The 16,140-nt window shown below is 59.7% G+C and carries 16 protein-coding genes; 13 read left to right on the top strand and 3 right to left on the bottom strand.

The features are described 5' to 3' along the window. The 4 genes from rnhA to K0F88_RS31475 form a co-directional block, all read left to right on the top strand. Window positions 1–396: ribonuclease HI (gene rnhA, locus K0F88_RS31460; protein WP_257605419.1), on the top strand; the 396-nt coding region annotated here is incomplete at its 5' end. Between the two features lie 225 nt (window positions 397–621). Further along, window positions 622–1,380, top strand: a complete 759-nt coding sequence (gene dnaQ, locus K0F88_RS31465) for a DNA polymerase III subunit epsilon (protein ID WP_010459800.1) — start codon at window positions 622–624, stop codon at window positions 1,378–1,380. A 307-nt stretch (window positions 1,381–1,687) separates the two neighbouring features. Further along, on the top strand, window positions 1,688–3,943 hold the full coding sequence (locus K0F88_RS31470; protein WP_219097801.1) for an Orn/Lys/Arg decarboxylase N-terminal domain-containing protein: 2,256 nt from the start codon (window positions 1,688–1,690) through the stop codon (window positions 3,941–3,943). A gap of 14 nt (window positions 3,944–3,957) precedes the next feature. Further along, on the top strand, window positions 3,958–4,572 hold the full coding sequence (locus K0F88_RS31475) for a GNAT family N-acetyltransferase (protein ID WP_219097802.1): 615 nt from the start codon (window positions 3,958–3,960) through the stop codon (window positions 4,570–4,572). Here the strand turns inward: K0F88_RS31475 and K0F88_RS31480 are convergent. Together K0F88_RS31480 and K0F88_RS31485 are read right to left on the bottom strand one after the other, a co-directional pair. Further along, window positions 4,538–5,431, bottom strand: coding sequence for a LysR family transcriptional regulator (locus K0F88_RS31480; protein WP_219097803.1), 894 nt, complete (start codon window positions 5,429–5,431; stop codon window positions 4,538–4,540). The genes K0F88_RS31475 and K0F88_RS31480 overlap by 35 nt on opposite strands. 88 nt (window positions 5,432–5,519) lie before the next feature. Further along, the gene (locus tag K0F88_RS31485) at window positions 5,520–5,780 is read right to left on the bottom strand and encodes a hypothetical protein (protein WP_094467661.1); all 261 of its coding nucleotides are present in this window, start codon (window positions 5,778–5,780) and stop codon (window positions 5,520–5,522) included. A gap of 175 nt (window positions 5,781–5,955) precedes the next feature. Here K0F88_RS31485 and K0F88_RS31490 point away from each other — a divergent pair, with 175 nt between their 5' ends. From K0F88_RS31490 to K0F88_RS31500, 3 genes are all read left to right on the top strand, one after another. After that, complete coding sequence (locus tag K0F88_RS31490) at window positions 5,956–6,516, top strand: NADPH-dependent FMN reductase (protein WP_219097804.1); 561 nt, start codon at window positions 5,956–5,958, stop codon at window positions 6,514–6,516. A gap of 132 nt (window positions 6,517–6,648) precedes the next feature. Then, window positions 6,649–6,996 carry a metalloregulator ArsR/SmtB family transcription factor gene (locus K0F88_RS31495; protein WP_219097805.1) on the top strand — a complete coding sequence of 116 codons (348 nt, stop codon included), beginning with the start codon at window positions 6,649–6,651 and terminating at the stop codon, window positions 6,994–6,996. 32 nt (window positions 6,997–7,028) lie between these two features. Continuing rightward, on the top strand, window positions 7,029–8,312 hold the full coding sequence (locus K0F88_RS31500; protein WP_219097806.1) for an arsenic transporter: 1,284 nt from the start codon (window positions 7,029–7,031) through the stop codon (window positions 8,310–8,312). Window positions 8,313–8,439: 127 nt separating this feature from the next. Here the strand turns inward: K0F88_RS31500 and K0F88_RS31505 are convergent, their stop codons facing one another. Further along, a complete protein-coding gene (locus tag K0F88_RS31505) occupies window positions 8,440–9,390 on the bottom strand; it encodes a DUF1853 family protein (protein ID WP_219097807.1) in 951 nt (316 codons plus the stop codon). A 107-nt stretch (window positions 9,391–9,497) separates the two neighbouring features. Here K0F88_RS31505 and K0F88_RS31510 point away from each other — a divergent pair, with 107 nt between their 5' ends. Genes K0F88_RS31510 through pepN form a run of 6 tightly spaced genes read left to right on the top strand, consistent with a single transcriptional unit; the run spans window position 9,498 to window position 16,011 of the window. Then, window positions 9,498–10,388, top strand: coding sequence for an NAD(+) kinase (locus tag K0F88_RS31510; protein ID WP_010459816.1), 891 nt, complete (start codon window positions 9,498–9,500; stop codon window positions 10,386–10,388). Then, window positions 10,385–11,359, top strand: coding sequence for a metallophosphoesterase (locus tag K0F88_RS31515; RefSeq protein WP_374039766.1), 975 nt, complete (start codon window positions 10,385–10,387; stop codon window positions 11,357–11,359). The genes K0F88_RS31510 and K0F88_RS31515 overlap by 4 nt, the downstream gene beginning before the upstream one ends. After that, a complete protein-coding gene (locus K0F88_RS31520) occupies window positions 11,356–12,225 on the top strand; it encodes a rhomboid family intramembrane serine protease (RefSeq protein WP_219097809.1) in 870 nt (289 codons plus the stop codon). The genes K0F88_RS31515 and K0F88_RS31520 overlap by 4 nt, the downstream gene beginning before the upstream one ends. A 30-nt stretch (window positions 12,226–12,255) precedes the next feature. Beyond that, window positions 12,256–12,516: a YeaC family protein gene (locus K0F88_RS31525; RefSeq protein WP_219097810.1), complete on the top strand. Its 261-nt coding sequence runs from the start codon at window positions 12,256–12,258 to the stop codon at window positions 12,514–12,516. After that, window positions 12,513–13,343, top strand: coding sequence for a DUF2797 domain-containing protein (locus tag K0F88_RS31530; protein WP_219097812.1), 831 nt, complete (start codon window positions 12,513–12,515; stop codon window positions 13,341–13,343). The genes K0F88_RS31525 and K0F88_RS31530 overlap by 4 nt, the downstream gene beginning before the upstream one ends. Window positions 13,344–13,353: 10 nt before the next feature. Continuing rightward, entirely contained in the window at window positions 13,354–16,011 is a 2,658-nt protein-coding gene (pepN, locus tag K0F88_RS31535) for an aminopeptidase N (protein WP_219097811.1), read from the top strand. The last annotated feature ends 129 nt before the right edge of the window (window positions 16,012–16,140 follow it).

Consider the following 16,140-nt stretch of genomic DNA (forward strand, 5'->3'; position numbering starts at 1 on the left):
GGCGGTTGGGGGGCGTTGCTGGTGTGCAAAGGCGTTGAAAAGGAACTGTGGGGCGGCGAAGCCAACACCACCAACAACCGCATGGAGCTGATGGGCGCGATTCGTGGTCTGGAAGAACTCAAGCGCTCCTGCGACGTGCTGCTGGTGACCGACTCCCAGTACGTGATGAAAGGCATCAACGAGTGGATGGACAACTGGAAAAAGCGCGGCTGGAAAACGGCGGCGAAGGAACCAGTCAAAAACGCTGACTTGTGGAAGCTGCTGGATGAGCAGGTCAACCGCCACAACGTCACCTGGAAATGGGTGCGCGGGCACATCGGCCACCATGGCAACGAACGGGCCGACCAACTGGCCAACCGTGGCGTTGATGAAGTGCGCGGGTACAAGCAGGCCTGACTCAACGCTGAACCTTTGTGAGAGCTCGCTCTCACAGGACCTCACAGTTTCAAGATGGCAGTCGCCAGTTTTGGTCTGGCTGTCTGCCTCCAGGCTTTATAAATATTGCTAATGATGGCTGAAAGCTGCATGAGCGCCGCTCACTTGGCGGCACGCGCGCCGTATCCCGCGAGCGTGTTAACATCGCCGCTTTTGCACGATTGACCCGTTGAGAGCTGAGCACTGATGGCCACCAGATCCGTTGTACTCGATACCGAAACCACCGGCATGCCGGTGACCGACGGCCACCGGATTATCGAAATCGGTTGTGTCGAGTTGATCGGTCGGCGCCTGACTGGCCGGCATTTCCACGTTTACCTGCAACCGGATCGCGAGAGTGACGAGGGCGCCATCGGCGTACACGGCATCACCAACGAATTCCTGGTGGGCAAACCGCGTTTCACTGAAGTGGCCGATGAGTTTTTCGAATTCATCAAGGGCGCGCAGCTGATCATCCATAACGCGGCGTTCGACGTTGGCTTCATCAACAACGAATTCGCCCTGATGGGCCAGCACGACCGTGCGGACATCACGCAACACTGCTCGATCCTCGACACCCTGATGATGGCCCGGGAGCGTCACCCGGGGCAGCGCAACAGCCTCGATGCGTTATGCAAACGTTATGGCGTCGACAACTCCGGCCGTGAACTCCACGGCGCCTTGCTCGACTCCGAGATCCTCGCCGACGTTTACCTGACCATGACCGGCGGCCAGACCAGCCTGTCGCTGGCCGGTAATGCGTCCGACGGCAACGGTTCCGGCGAAGGCGCGGACAACTCCGCCACCGAAATCCGCCGCTTGCCGGCCGATCGCCAGCCGACCCGGATCATCCCCGCCAGCGAAGATGACCTGGCCCGGCACGTGGCACGCCTGGAAGCCATCGCCAAGTCCGCCGGCGCCCCGTCGCTGTGGCAGCAATTGGTCGAGGCCAAGGCGCAGGCTTGAGTCAGATCTGAAGTGACATCGCTTTTGTGGCAAGGGAGCTTGCCACAGGGCTTTTGTTGAGAGCCGGTGCGCACGACCTGAAGCAGCTCGGCAGCTGCTACAAGGGGCGCTACACAGGTAACTTTTGAGCAATCTATCTGCAGGGCGCCGCGAAGCCCAACGTTGCCATTTCAGTTTGAGTTGATGGCCACATGATGGTGCGCTCATTGACCCGCTTCAGGGCATCGTCGCTCGCCACATCCGCTTCAACCCTCTACCCTGAGCATATTGGCAGGCCACGGTCTGTAGCCTCAGGACACTGAGCCTCATGTATAAAGATTTGAAATTCCCGGTCTTGATCGTGCACCGCGACATCAAGGCCGACACCGTCGCCGGTGATCGCGTGCGTGGCATCGCCCGGGAACTGGAGCAGGAAGGCTTCAGTATCGTTTCGGCGGTGGACTACACCGAAGGGCGGCTGGTCGCTTCGACCCATCACGGGCTTTCCTGCATGTTGATCGCCGCCGAAGACGCCAGCGCCCATTCTCATTTGTTACACAATATGGCTGAGTTGATCGGCCTGGCGCGGGTGCGCGCGCCGGACTTGCCGATCTTTGCGCTGGGCGAACAGGTCACGCTGGAAAACGCCCCGGCCGATGCCATGGCCGAGCTCAATCAACTGCGCGGCATTCTCTATCTGTTTGAAGACACCGTGCCCTTTCTGGCGCGGCAAGTGGCCCGGGCGGCCCGCAAATACCTGGATGGTTTGCTCCCGCCGTTTTTCAAGGCGCTGGTGCAACACACTGCTGATTCCAATTATTCCTGGCACACACCCGGTCATGGCGGCGGTGTGGCGTATCACAAAAGTCCGGTGGGGCAGGCGTTTCACCAGTTTTTCGGGGAAAACACCCTGCGTTCGGACTTGTCGGTGTCGGTGCCGGAGCTGGGTTCCTTGCTCGATCACACCGGCCCGCTCGCCGAGGCGGAAGCCAGGGCCGCGCGAAATTTTGGCGCCGATCACACCTTTTTCGTGATCAATGGCACCTCGACCGCCAACAAGATTGTCTGGCATTCAATGGTCGCTCGCGATGACCTGGTGCTGGTGGACCGTAACTGTCACAAGTCGGTGCTGCACTCGATCATCATGACCGGCGCGATCCCGTTGTACCTGTGCCCGGAGCGCAATGAGCTGGGGATTATCGGTCCGATTCCGCTGAGCGAATTCAGCCGCGATTCGATTCAGGCAAAGATTGACGCCAGCCCGCTGACCCAAGGCCGTGAGCCCAAGGTCAAGTTGGCCGTGGTGACCAATTCGACCTACGACGGCCTCTGTTACAACGCCGAACTGATCAAGCAAAACCTGGGCAACAGCGTCGAGGTCCTGCATTTCGACGAGGCCTGGTATGCCTACGCGGCGTTCCACGAGTTTTTCGCCGGCCGTTACGGCATGGGCACGTCCCGGGGCGAAGACAGCCCGCTGGTATTCACCACGCATTCCACGCACAAACTGCTGGCCGCGTTTAGCCAGGCCTCGATGATTCACGTCCAGGACGGCGGCGCGCGGCAACTGGACCGCGATCGCTTCAATGAAGCGTTCATGATGCACATCTCGACGTCGCCGCAGTACAGCATCATCGCTTCGCTGGACGTCGCATCGGCAATGATGGAAGGCCCTGCCGGGCGTTCGCTGTTGCAGGAAATGTTCGACGAGGCGCTGAGTTTTCGTCGGGCCCTGGCTAATCTGCGTCAGCACATCGCTGCGGATGACTGGTGGTTTTCCATCTGGCAACCGCCGTCGGTGGAAGGCATCGAGCGTGTGGTCACCGAAGACTGGCTGCTGCAGCCCGACGCTGACTGGCACGGCTTTGGTGGTGTGACTGACGATTACGTGTTGCTCGATCCGATCAAAGTCACCCTGGTCATGCCTGGCCTGACCGCAGGCGGTGCACTGAGCGAACGCGGGATTCCGGCGGCGGTGGTCAGCAAGTTCCTTTGGGAGCGAGGGCTGGTGGTCGAGAAGACCGGCCTGTATTCATTCCTGGTGCTATTTTCGATGGGCATTACCAAGGGTAAATGGAGCACGTTGCTGACCGAGTTGCTGGAGTTCAAGCGCAGCTACGACGCCAACGTCAGTCTGGCGACATGCCTGCCCTGCGTGGCGCAACAGAACGTCGCACGTTATCAGGGCATGGGGTTGCGGGATTTATGCGATCAATTGCACGCCTGTTATCGCAGCAATGCCACGGCCAAACATCTCAAGCGCATGTACACCGTGTTGCCGGAAATCGCCATGAAGCCGGCTGACGCCTATGATCATTTGGTGCGGGGTGAAGTGGAGGCGGTGTCGATCGATGCCCTGAAAGGGCGAATTGCCGCGGTGATGCTGGTGCCGTATCCACCCGGCATCCCGTTGATCATGCCGGGCGAGCGGTTCACCGAGTCGACCCGGTCGATCATCGATTACCTGTCGTTTGCTCGCACGTTCGACAGCAGCTTCCCCGGTTTTGTCGTTGATGTGCACGGACTGCAACACGAAGACGAGGGCAATGGACGGCATTACACCGTTGATTGCATCAAGGAATGAGGACCTTTCCCAGCATGCAACCGATCATGAATCCCAAATACCCAGGCCTCTCGGTGCGTGTCGCCGATGAGGGTTTCGCGCCTTACATCTGGGGCAGTGATTTCAGTTTTGAAGTCGCGGCCTATGGCGCAGCCGTAATCGGCAAACCGGTGGAGCAGTGGCAGGTAACGCCGATCACCCCTTATCGAAAGTGTTACGGCATTGATCCCGAGGAGTTCAGCAGTTTCCGCGATGCCGCCGACAGCGCGGTGTTCATGGCCTATCTCGATGATGAGCCCGTCGGCCATCTGGTGGTCAGCACCAACTGGAACGGCTTTGCCCATATCGACGAGTTGGCCGTGCATGCTCCGGCGCGCCGTCACGGTGTGGCCAAGGCGTTGCTGGACGTGGCGCAGTTCTGGAGTCGCAAGAAGAAACTGCCGGGCATCATGCTCGAAACCCAGAACAACAATTTGGGCGCCTGCCGACTCTATGAGCGCTGTGGTTTCGTGATAGGCGGAATCGATCATCTGCGTTATCGCGGCATCGACCCGAACACAGCCGAAGTCGCGTTGTTCTGGTATCGCCTGTTCGATAATCCGCTGGAAAACCCGCTCAGCTCGACAACATCGCCGCGGCTTGTTCCGTGAGGATGTCCAGCAGCACCTGAACGGCCGACAAGGGTTCGCCGTTCTTCAGGGTCAGGGCATAGAGGCTGATCGGCACTGCGGGCGCCAACGGGCAGGCATCCAGGCCGCTCGACTTGGCCCCGAGGGCGGTGAACGGATCGACGATCGCCAGGCCTTCGCCGGCCTCGACCATGCTGCGCATCATCTGATGAGTCTGCACCCGTGTCTGGATGACCGGGGCAGGGCGCAAAGCATGCAGTTTGTTGTCGAGCGCCGGGCTCAGCGGATCATGACCTTCCAGGCCAACCATCGACTGGCCAGCCAGATCCTGCAACGAAATGTACTTCTGTTTCGGTTGCAGCCAGCCATGGGGTGCCAACAGCTGGAGTTTGCCCTGGGCAATGACCTGGCAATGAATGTCGGCGTGGTCGGGATCGTGCAGGCTCAGCCCCAGATCGCTTTCACGCAGCAGCAGGCTTCTGACGATCTCGCGGGTGGGTTGGCTCAGCAGGGTGCAAGGGGCATCGGGAAGGCGTCGGCGCAGGGCGGCGATGCTGTGGGGCAATAATTGTTGGGCCAACGGCGGGGTGCAGATGATGCGCAGCGGGTGCGCCTGATATTGCTTGAGGCTGCTGGCCAGGCGCTGGACCGGCTCAAGCGCGTCGTAGACGTGGGCGATTTCAACCTGCAACTCCCGCGCCTCGCGCGTCGCCTGCAAACGTCCACGCACGCTGGAAAACAGCATGAATCCCAACTGATCCTCGGCGTCGCGCAAAATGCCTTCGACCTCGGTCACCGGCAACTGCAGCCATTCGGCGGCGGTGCCCAGGTGACCGGTCTGCAAGAGCGCGTGGATCACTTCGATATGACGTAAACGCATGCGTGAAGTCCATGTTCAGCAGGTGAGGGAGTCAGTGACTGAATCCTAACTCAAGTGCGCGCATATGACTTCTGCTCATAACGCGGGGTTATGAGGCGGTGGTGATTTCCGGCCGGCTGCCGACATAGGTGTCGGGTTCGCGCACGATGGTGATGTTCGATTGCACCAGCAGAAACTGGTTGTCGTCGAGCTTATTGACGCGATCGCCAATGGCCAGTTTGTAGGTGGTCACAGGCGCCGAGCCAGTGAGGCCGTCATGCGAGGGGGTGGATTCCTGGAACTCATGCACGGAATAGACGCGGCCTTCCGCGTCTCTTGCATGGAACTGACCGACGAGTACTGCTGCCATCTGCTTAGAACCTCTGGAGATAAATCACTCAATTTGCGGTTCTGTAGACCGTGGTTGGGCGAAGTAAGTTTTCCTACGGGAAAAAAATAGTCAGGGGCGGTGAATTCAACAGCCCACTGGGTGAATCGTCATCTATAACTACAAGTCTTTCCAATCGAACAGTCGAGAATCTTCCATGAGCAACGTCTACACGATCGCCGTACTGGTCGGCAGCTTGAGAAAGGAATCGATCAACCGCAAGGTTGCGCTGGCCCTGGCCGACCTGGCGCCTGCCAATCTCAAGCTCACCATCGTCGAAATCGGCGAGCTGCCGCTCTACAACGAAGACATCGATGGAACTTCACCGCCGGCAGCCTACAGCACTTTCCGACAACAAGTGAGTTCATCCGACGCAGTGCTGTTCGTTACCCCCGAATACAACCGCTCGGTGCCGGCACCGTTGAAGAATGCGATTGACGTGGGATCGCGTCCCTATGGCAAGAGCGCCTGGAGCGGCAAACCAGGGGCGGTGATCAGCGTTTCGCCGGGTGCTGTCGGCGGGTTTGGGGCCAACCATCACTTGCGTCAGTCGATGGTGTTTCTGGACGTACCGTGCATGCAGCAACCGGAAGCCTATCTGGGAGGTGCCGGCTCGGCGTTCGATGAGGCGGGCAAACTGTCCGAATCGGTGAAGCCGTTCTTGCAGAAGTTTATTGATGCTTATGGCAAGTGGGTCGAACAACACAAAAAAGTGTGACCTGAACGCTGGACATCTCTTGTAGCAGCTGCTCGTCAGCTGCTACAGAAATCAGGTTATTCAGTCTTTGCTTTACTGCATATTCGAATTTCCATATATTCACGCCTCGTTTGTCCAGAGGCGTGTTCCCGCATGTCCAGTTCCCGTAGCCCCGTCGATATTTTCAAGGCCCTGGCCGATGACACCCGCAGTCGCATCGCACTGTTGATCGCCCGCGAAGGCGAGTTGTGCGTGTGTGAATTGACGGCCGGCCTGAACCTCAGCCAGCCAAAGATCTCCCGTCATCTGGCGCAATTGCGCAGTAATGGTTTGCTCGCAGACCGCCGTCAGGGGCAGTGGGTTTTTTATCGCCTGCACCCGCAATTGTCGCCGTGGGTCATCACGCTGTTGCAAGGTGCACTGGCTGATCACGCTGACTGGCTGGCCGCTGATGTCTACCGTTTGCAGGCCATGCCTGATCGCCCGGCTCGCTGCTGCTAATCCCCCCGATTGTTCTTCGAAGGCCGTTCCGCATGCTTATAGCGTCGCTGATTTTTCTGCTGACCATCACCCTGGTGATCTGGCAACCCAAAGGCCTGGGCGTAGGCTGGAGTGCGACATTCGGCGCCGTGCTGGCGCTGATTTTCGGGGTGGTGCACCTGGCTGACATCCCGATCGTGTGGCAGATCATCTGGAACGCCACCGGCACCTTCGTGGCGCTGATCATCATCAGTCTGCTGCTGGACGAGGCGGGGTTCTTTGCCTGGGCAGCCTTGCATGTGGCCCGTTGGGGAAAGGGCAGCGGGCGCAAACTCTTCGCTTATATGGTGCTGCTCGGGGCGCTGGTGTCGGCGTTGTTTGCCAATGACGGCGCGGCGCTGATTCTCACGCCGATTGTGATTTCCATGCTGCTGGCGTTGCGCTTTTCCCCGGCGGCGACGTTGGCGTTTGTAATGGGCGCCGGTTTCATCGCCGACACCGCGAGCCTGCCGTTGGTGGTGTCGAACCTGGTGAACATCGTTTCGGCGGACTTCTTCGATATCACCTTCAACCGCTATGCCGCGGTGATGATTCCGGTCAACTTTGTCAGTGTCGCCGCCACGCTGGGGGTGCTGATGTGGTTTTTCCGTCGTGACATTCCCAAGGCTTACGACCCCGAACAACTGGAACATCCGTCAACCGCGATCCATGACAAGGCGACGTTTTATGCCGGTTGGGCGGTGCTGGTTATCCTTCTGCTGGGTTGCTTTGCCCTTGAGCCGCTGGGCATTCCGATCAGTGCCATTTCCGCGGTATGTGCCGCGTTGCTGCTGGCCATCGCTGCCCGAGGCCACAAGATTTCCACGCGCAAGGTCATGAAAGAAGCACCGTGGCAGATCGTGATTTTTTCGTTGGGCATGTACTTGGTGGTGTACGGCCTGCGCAATGCCGGGCTCACCGGGTATCTGGCCGGGTGGCTGGACGGGTTTGCGCATTACGGCATTTGGGGCGCGGCGATGGGCACCGGCGTACTGACGGCGCTGTTGTCGTCGATGATGAACAACTTGCCGACGGTGTTGATTGGTTTGCTGTCGATTGATGCCAGCCAGGCCACGGGCGTGGTAAAGGAGGCGATGATTTATGCCAACGTCATTGGCAGCGACCTGGGGCCGAAGATAACTCCAATTGGCAGCCTGGCGACGTTGCTGTGGTTGCATGTGCTGCAGCGCAAGAATATCCGGATTGGCTGGGGGTATTACTTCAAGGTCGGGGTTGTGTTGACGGTGCCGGTTTTGTTGGTCACGTTGGCGGCTTTGGCCTTGCGTTTGTCCCTCTAGACCGAGTTGGCCCCATCGCGGGCAAGCCCGCTCCCACAGGATTTATGTCGAATGCACATTCGGCGAACGACACAAGACCTGTGGGAGCAAGCCCGCTCGCGATGGGGCCAGAACAGACACCAAAATCTCAACCACTGCCCGGCACATTCGGCCAAAGATCCGCCACCAGAAACAACCGCTCCGCTTCCTCCCAATCCCCCTCCGCATTCTCGATCAGCCGCACCATCAACTGCGCCGGGGCCAAAGGTTCCAGATCATTGAGCCATGCCTCCAGCTGCTCGGTGTTCCAGGTCTGCTCCACCGGATAATGCGCCGGCGCCAGCCACGCATGGCGGGGCAGGGGTTGCCAGCGGCCGAACGGGCGCTGCACGACAAAGTCCGCCCAGTCTTTCTGATGCAGCCAGCTGCCGCGCAGGTGCTGCGGATGCGCACCGTGGGGTGGCTCGGCTTGTCCTGGCCATGGATACAGCAGATAACCGCCCAGCCACAGATGTGCGCTGAACTGTTGAATATCCAGCGCCGCCAGCACCTCGCGACTCTCGGGGCGGGCGGAAATCGGCAGTTGGTGCTGCGTCAGATGCGCCAGTTTGCGGTCCAGTCGATCATGACAACCCGGCCCGAGCCACTGCGCCGTGTCCTGTCCGTCGCCATTCTGCGGGCCCAGATACAGTTTGATTGCCAGTTCCAAGTGATGCACACCGTCGCGATCGCGCAACAGCATGTCCAGCTCGCCCAGGGTGTGGCCTTCGCGGCGGATCGGCATGTTGGCGGCAATCAGCTCGATACCCGGCGCATGGCGCACGGCGTATTGCCACAAGCGTTCGTAATACAGGCCCAGTCGCCGGGTCCTGGCCTGTGCCAGCCAGTGCAGCAGGTCATAACTGTCACGGTCGAGTTGCTTCAGCCAGCGTTCCAGCTGCTCAGGTGCCTGCACCCAGTCGCTGCCGGCCAGCGGATGGCGTTGCGGCCACGGGGTGATGTCGAGCATCGGCGGCGCGAGGATGACCCAGGCCAGGTCGCGCACTTCGGGGTGGCGCAACTGGTGGGGTAACTGGAACAAATCGGGAAATAGGATCATCTTGCGAGCATAGCCCTAAACATGAGTACACCCTTGTGGCTGAAAGGATTTTGTCTATCTCGCGCTTTCGCCCATAATCGTGTTTTTCACCGGCGCGCAGGAACCTCATGGAGCAATTTCGTAATATCGGCATCATCGGTCGCCTGGGCAGTTCCCAGGTGCTGGATACCGTCCGCCGACTGAAACGGTTTCTGCTTGATCGTCACCTGCACGTGATCCTCGAAGACACCATCGCCGAAGTCCTGCCCGGTCATGGCCTGCAAACCTCGTCTCGCAAGATGCTCGGCGAAGTGTGTGACATGGTGATTGTGGTCGGCGGTGACGGCAGTCTGCTTGGCGCGGCGCGTGCCCTGGCCCGACACAATATTCCGGTGCTCGGCATCAACCGGGGCAGCCTCGGATTCCTGACCGATATTCGCCCTGACGAACTGGAAGTCAAAGTCGCCGAAGTGCTCGACGGCCACTACCTGGTGGAAAACCGCTTCCTGCTGCAAGCCGAAGTCCGCCGTCACGCCGAGGCCATCGGCCAGGGTGATGCGCTGAACGACGTAGTGCTGCACCCGGGCAAATCCACGCGGATGATCGAATTCGAGTTGTACATCGACGGCCAGTTCGTCTGCAGCCAGAAGGCCGACGGCCTGATCGTCGCCACGCCCACCGGTTCGACCGCTTACGCGCTGTCGGCGGGCGGGCCGATCATGCATCCCAAGCTCGACGCTATTGTGATTGTGCCGATGTACCCCCATACCTTGTCGGGCAGGCCGATTGTGGTCGATGGCAACAGTGAGCTGAAAATCGTCGTGTCCAAAGATATGCAGATTTACCCGCAAGTCTCCTGTGACGGGCAGAACCATTTCACCTGCGCGCCGGGCGACACCATCACCATCAGCAAAAAAGCCCAGAAGCTGCGGCTGATTCACCCGCTCGACCACAACTACTATGAGGTCTGTCGGACCAAGCTTGGCTGGGGCAGCCGGTTGGGTGGTGGAGGCGACTGATGCTCGATCCCGCGCGTAGCTACGACCTGATCGGTGACGTGCACGGTTGCGCTCTGACCCTTGAGCACTTGCTCGACCGGCTCGGTTATCACAAACAAGGTGGCGTCTGGCGGCATCCGTCGCGCATGGCGGTGTTTGTCGGTGACATCATCGACCGCGGCCCGCGGATTCGCGAGGCGCTGCACATCGTCCACGACATGGTCGAGGCCGGTCAGGCGCTGTGCATCATGGGCAACCATGAATTCAACGCCCTCGGCTGGGCCACGCCGGCGCCGCCGGGCAGCGGCAAGCAGTTCGTGCGCGAACACACGCCACGCCATGCGCGTCTGCTCGGTGAAACCCTGACTCAATTTGAAGGCCACCCAGCCGACTGGCATGACTTCCAGCAATGGTTCTACGAATTACCATTGTTTGTGGATGCCGGACGATTCCGCGTGGTGCACGCCTGCTGGGATGCCGGTCTGATCGAGCCGCTGCGCGCGTTGTTCCCCGATGGCTGCGTTGACGAACATTTCCTCCAGGCCTCGGCCGTGCCGGGCAGTTTCGCCTGCACCGTGTTCGATCGCTTGCTGCGCGGCACTGACATGCGTCTGCCCCACGGGCTGACCATGACCAGCGGCGATGGCCTGACGCGTTCGTTCTTCCGCACCAAATTCTGGGAAGACGACCCGCAAACCTACGGAGACATTGTGTTCCAGCCTGACGCCTTGCCCGATCCCGTGGCCCAGACGCCGCTGTCGTCCACCGAAAAAAATACTTTGCTGCGTTACGGCGTCGATGAGCCGCTGTTGTTCGTCGGGCATTACTGGCGCAGCGGCAAACCCGCACCGATCCGTCCGAACCTGGCCTGCCTGGATTACAGCGCGGTGCTCTACGGCAAACTGGTCGCCTATCGCCTGGATCAGGAAACCCGTCTTGATCCGCACAAATTTGTCTGGGTCGATGTCGAGCGGCCGGAGGTGCTGCAATGAGTACCGTTGCTGTTTTACGCCTGCCGCTGGCGGTGGATTTGAGCGGGTTCGTCAAGCTGCTGCAACGTATGCAGGTGCCGCATCGGGTCAGCGAAGAGTCCGGTGAGCAGGTGCTGTGGGTGCCGGCTAATATCAGCGAAGACGTCCGCTCCTTGTATGAACGGTTCCCGGCGGGCGACCCCGATCAGCAACTGGACATTCCGGTGGCGCAAACCACCAAACGCCCCGGTTTCGTCGAGCAGATGCGCCATGCCAAGGCAACCGGGTTGGTGCTGCTATTGAGTCTGATCGTCGGTGCGATGACGCTACTGGGGGAAAACCTCGACACGATGCGCTGGCTGACCTTCCTCGATTTCCGCATCGTCGGCGAGTACATCCATTTTGTGCCCTTGACTGACAGCCTGGCGGCGGGGCAGTGGTGGCGTCTGGTGACGCCGATGCTGATCCATTTCGGCATCCTGCACCTGGCCATGAACGGCATGTGGTACTGGGAGCTGGGGCGGCGCATCGAGTCGCGTCAGGGCAGTATCAACCTGATCGGCCTGACCTTGCTCTTCAGCCTGGTGTCCAACTACGCCCAGTATTATTTCAGCGGCGCAACTTTGTTTGGCGGGTTGTCCGGGGTGCTTTACGGCCTGCTCGGGCATTGCTGGATCTTCCAGATGTTGTCGCCAAACCCGGCTTATCGCCTGCCGCGCGGCGTGCTGGTGATGATGCTGGTGTGGCTGGTGCTGTGCCTGTCGGGGCTGGTCTCGATGATCGGTTTCGGTGAAATTGCCAACGCGGCCCACGTCAGCGGGTTGCTCGTCGGATGCTTGACCGGTTTGTTGGGTGGTTTGTACAACCGCCGTAAACTGGCCGTCTAAACAGTTATGTATTAAAGCGCGGAGCCCTTGATGTCCTCTTTTAACGAAATGATCCAGAACATCACCCCCGATATCTACCAGAGCCTGAAACTGGCGGTGGAAATCGGCAAATGGTCCGACGGTGGCAAACTCACCCCTGAACAACGCGAACTGTCGTTGCAAGCGATGATCGCCTGGGAAATCCAGAACCTGCCCGAGGAAGAGCGTACCGGCTACATGGGGCCGCAGGAATGCAGCTCGAAGTCGATCAGCGTGCCGAACATCCTGTTCAAATCGGATGCCGTCCATTGATCGAGATTGGCCGTGGTGCAATCAGCAAAATGTCGGCGCGCCTTGACGGTCCGGATGTGCAGTACGCGTTTCGTCTGGATGACGTCGAGGTGCCGGTCAATCCATTGATCGGTACCACGGTGCGTCTGGAGTACCTTGGGGCGATCCATTGCACCCATTGCGGGCGCAAGACCAAAACCAGTTTCAGCCAGGGGTATTGCTACCCGTGCATGACCAAACTGGCGCAGTGCGACCTCTGCATCATGAGCCCGGAGCGTTGCCACTACGACGCGGGCACTTGCCGTGAGCCGGAGTGGGGCGAGAAGTTCTGCATGACCGATCACATTGTGTATCTGTCGAATTCGTCCGGGGTGAAAGTCGGGATTACCCGCGCTACCCAGCTGCCGACTCGCTGGATCGACCAGGGCGCCCGTCAGGCGTTGCCGATCATGCGCGTCTCGACCCGCCAGCAATCGGGGTTTGTCGAAGACCTGTTCCGCAGTCAGGTGGCGGACAAGACCAACTGGCGTGCTTTACTCAAGGGCGACGCGGTGTCGGTGAACCTGGCCGAGGTTCGCGATCAGTTGTTCGACAGCTGCGCCGAAGGGTTACAAGGTTTGCAGGAACGATTCGGCCTACAAGCAATCCAGACCATTGCCGACGTAGAAACCCTCGAAATCCGCTATCCGGTCGAGCAATACCCGGCCAAAATCGTCAGCTTCAACCTGGACAAGAATCCGATTGCCGAAGGCACGCTGTTGGGGATCAAGGGCCAGTACCTGATTTTCGACACCGGCGTCATCAATATTCGTAAATACACGGCTTATCAGCTCGCCGTGCATCAGTAAGGACTCCAGCATGCGCACCGAACAACCGAAGATGATCTATTTGAAAGACTATCAGGCGCCCGAGTACCTGATCGACGAGACGCACCTGACCTTCGAGTTGTTCGAGGACCACAGCCTGGTCCATGCGCAACTGGTGATGCGCCGAAATCCCGAGCGCGGCCCGGGCCTGCCGCCGCTGGTGCTGGATGGCCAGCAACTGGAGTTGCTGTCGGTCACCCTGGCCGACCGCGAGTTGAGCGACGCTGATTTTCAGTTGACTGAAAACCACCTGACCCTGCACCCGACCAGCACCACCTTCACGGTCGATACCAGCGTCAAGATCCACCCGGAAACCAACACCGCCCTGGAAGGTTTGTACAAATCCGGCACGATGTTCTGCACCCAGTGCGAGGCCGAAGGCTTCCGCAAGATCACCTATTACCTCGACCGCCCGGACGTGATGAGCACGTTCACCACCACGGTCGTCGCCGAGCAGCACAGCTATCCGGTGCTGCTGTCCAACGGCAACCCGATTGCCTCAGGTCCTGGCGAAGACGGCCGGCACTGGGCGACCTGGGAAGACCCGTTCAAGAAACCGGCGTACCTGTTTGCGCTGGTGGCCGGTGACTTGTGGTGCGTCGAAGACACTTTTACCACCATGAGCGAACGCTCGGTGGCGCTGCGCATTTACGTCGAGCCGGAAAACATCGACAAATGCCAGCACGCGATGAACAGCCTGAAGAAATCGATGCGCTGGGACGAAGAGGTCTACGGTCGCGAGTACGATCTGGACATCTTCATGATCGTCGCGGTCAACGACTTCAACATGGGCGCCATGGAGAACAAAGGCCTCAACATCTTCAACTCCAGCGCCGTGCTGGCCCGCGCCGAAACCGCCACCGATGCTGCGCACCAGCGTGTCGAAGCGATCGTCGCGCACGAGTACTTCCACAACTGGTCGGGCAACCGCGTGACCTGCCGCGACTGGTTCCAGTTGTCGCTCAAGGAAGGCTTCACCGTGTTCCGCGATTCGGGCTTCTCCGCCGACATGAACTCGGCCACCGTGAAACGCATCCAGGACGTGGCTTACCTGCGTACTCACCAGTTCGCTGAAGACGCAGGTCCCATGGCTCACGCCGTGCGCCCGGACAGCTTCATCGAGATTTCCAACTTCTACACCCTGACCGTGTACGAGAAAGGTTCGGAAGTGGTCGGCATGATCCATACCTTGCTCGGCGCCGAAGGCTTCCGCAAAGGCAGCGACCTGTACTTCGAACGCCATGACGGTCAGGCCGTGACCTGCGATGACTTCATCAAGGCCATGGAAGATGCCAACGGTGTCGACCTGACCCAGTTCAAACGCTGGTACAGCCAGGCCGGTACCCCGCGTCTGGCGGTGAGCGAGTCTTACGACGCAACGGCGAAAACCTACAGCCTGACCTTCCGCCAGAGCTGCCCGGCGACCCCGGACAAGGTGGAAAAACTGCCGTTCGTGATTCCGGTGGAATTGGGCCTGCTGGATTCGAAAGGGGCGGCCATTGCGTTGCGTCTTTCCGGTGAAGACCGTGCTCAGGGCACTTCGCGGGTCATTTCGGTGACCGAGGCCGAGCAGACGTTCACCTTCGTCGACATCGCTGAACAGCCGCTGCCTTCATTACTGCGCGGCTTCTCGGCACCGGTGAAACTGAGCTTCCCGTACAACCGCGATCAACTGATGTTCCTGATGCAGCACGACAGCGACGGTTTCAACCGCTGGGATGCCGGTCAGCAGTTGTCGGTTCAGGTGTTGCAGGAGCTGATCGCTCAGCAGCAGAAGGGCGAGAAACTGGTGCTGGATCAGCGCTTGATTGCTGCCTTGCGCACCGTGCTGTCTGACGAGACGCTGGACCAGGCGATGGTTGCGGAGATGCTTTCGCTGCCGGGCGAGGCCTACCTGACTGAAATCAGCGAAGTGGCTGACGTCGACGCCATCCATATCGCACGCGAGTTTGCCCGCAAGCAATTGGCTGAAGGTTTGTTCGAGGCGTTGTGGCTGCGTTATCAGGCCAATCGCGATCTGTCGAAGCAAACCCCGTATGTGGCCGAAGCCGAGCATTTCGCCCGTCGTGCCTTGCAGAGCATCGCGCTGTCGTACCTGATGCTCAGCGGCAAGCCGGAAGTGTTGGCGGCGACGCTGGAACAATTCGAGACCAGCGACAACATGACCGAACGCCTGACGGCGCTGGCGGTGTTGGTCAACTCGCCGTTTGAAGAGCAGAGGGCCTTGGCGCTGGCGAGTTTTGCCGAGCACTTCAAGGACAATCCGCTGGTCATGGATCAGTGGTTCAGTGTCCAGGCGGGCAGCACGTTGCCAGGTGGTCTGGCGCGTGTTCGTCAATTGATGGAGCACCCGGCGTTCAACATCAAGAACCCGAACAAGGTGCGGGCGCTGGTCGGTGCGTTTGCCGGGCAGAACCTGATCAACTTCCATGCGGCGGACGGTTCGGGGTATCGCTTCCTGGCGGATCTGGTCATCGAGTTGAACGGCTTCAACCCGCAGATCGCTTCTCGCCAATTGGCACCACTGACTCGCTGGCGCAAATACGACGACGCCCGTCAGGCGTTGATGAAAGGCGAACTGGAGCGGATTCGTGCTTCGGGTCAGCTGTCCAGCGATGTGTTTGAAGTGGTCAGCAAAAGCTTGGCCTGAGTTTGGCGATGCTCCCGCGGGGTTCACTCGGGCTCTGTGGGAGTTGGCTTCTCTGTCTTGGCGGCCTGACAGCCGACCAATTTCCTCCTTGGTGTACATATCCATTCCTGCGGTAACGGCGGCTGGCGG

Origin of the sequence: Pseudomonas sp. UMAB-40, assembly GCF_900095275.1 — a bacterium.
Lineage (GTDB): Bacteria > Pseudomonadota > Gammaproteobacteria > Pseudomonadales > Pseudomonadaceae > Aquipseudomonas > Aquipseudomonas mandelii_B.

Excerpts from the sequence above, each read along its gene's own strand:
- dnaQ (WP_010459800.1), top strand. The coding sequence starts at position 622 with ATGGCCACCAGATCCGTTGTACTCGATACCGAAACCACCGGCATGCCG.
- K0F88_RS31470 (WP_219097801.1), top strand. The coding sequence starts at position 1,688 with ATGTATAAAGATTTGAAATTCCCGGTCTTGATCGTGCACCGCGACATC.
- K0F88_RS31475 (WP_219097802.1), top strand. The coding sequence starts at position 3,958 with ATGCAACCGATCATGAATCCCAAATACCCAGGCCTCTCGGTGCGTGTC.
- K0F88_RS31480 (WP_219097803.1), bottom strand. The coding sequence starts at position 5,431 with ATGCGTTTACGTCATATCGAAGTGATCCACGCGCTCTTGCAGACCGGT.
- K0F88_RS31485 (WP_094467661.1), bottom strand. The coding sequence starts at position 5,780 with ATGGCAGCAGTACTCGTCGGTCAGTTCCATGCAAGAGACGCGGAAGGC.
- K0F88_RS31490 (WP_219097804.1), top strand. The coding sequence starts at position 5,956 with ATGAGCAACGTCTACACGATCGCCGTACTGGTCGGCAGCTTGAGAAAG.
- K0F88_RS31495 (WP_219097805.1), top strand. The coding sequence starts at position 6,649 with ATGTCCAGTTCCCGTAGCCCCGTCGATATTTTCAAGGCCCTGGCCGAT.
- K0F88_RS31500 (WP_219097806.1), top strand. The coding sequence starts at position 7,029 with ATGCTTATAGCGTCGCTGATTTTTCTGCTGACCATCACCCTGGTGATC.
- K0F88_RS31505 (WP_219097807.1), bottom strand. The coding sequence starts at position 9,390 with ATGATCCTATTTCCCGATTTGTTCCAGTTACCCCACCAGTTGCGCCAC.
- K0F88_RS31510 (WP_010459816.1), top strand. The coding sequence starts at position 9,498 with ATGGAGCAATTTCGTAATATCGGCATCATCGGTCGCCTGGGCAGTTCC.
- K0F88_RS31520 (WP_219097809.1), top strand. The coding sequence starts at position 11,356 with ATGAGTACCGTTGCTGTTTTACGCCTGCCGCTGGCGGTGGATTTGAGC.
- K0F88_RS31525 (WP_219097810.1), top strand. The coding sequence starts at position 12,256 with ATGTCCTCTTTTAACGAAATGATCCAGAACATCACCCCCGATATCTAC.
- pepN (WP_219097811.1), top strand. The coding sequence starts at position 13,354 with ATGCGCACCGAACAACCGAAGATGATCTATTTGAAAGACTATCAGGCG.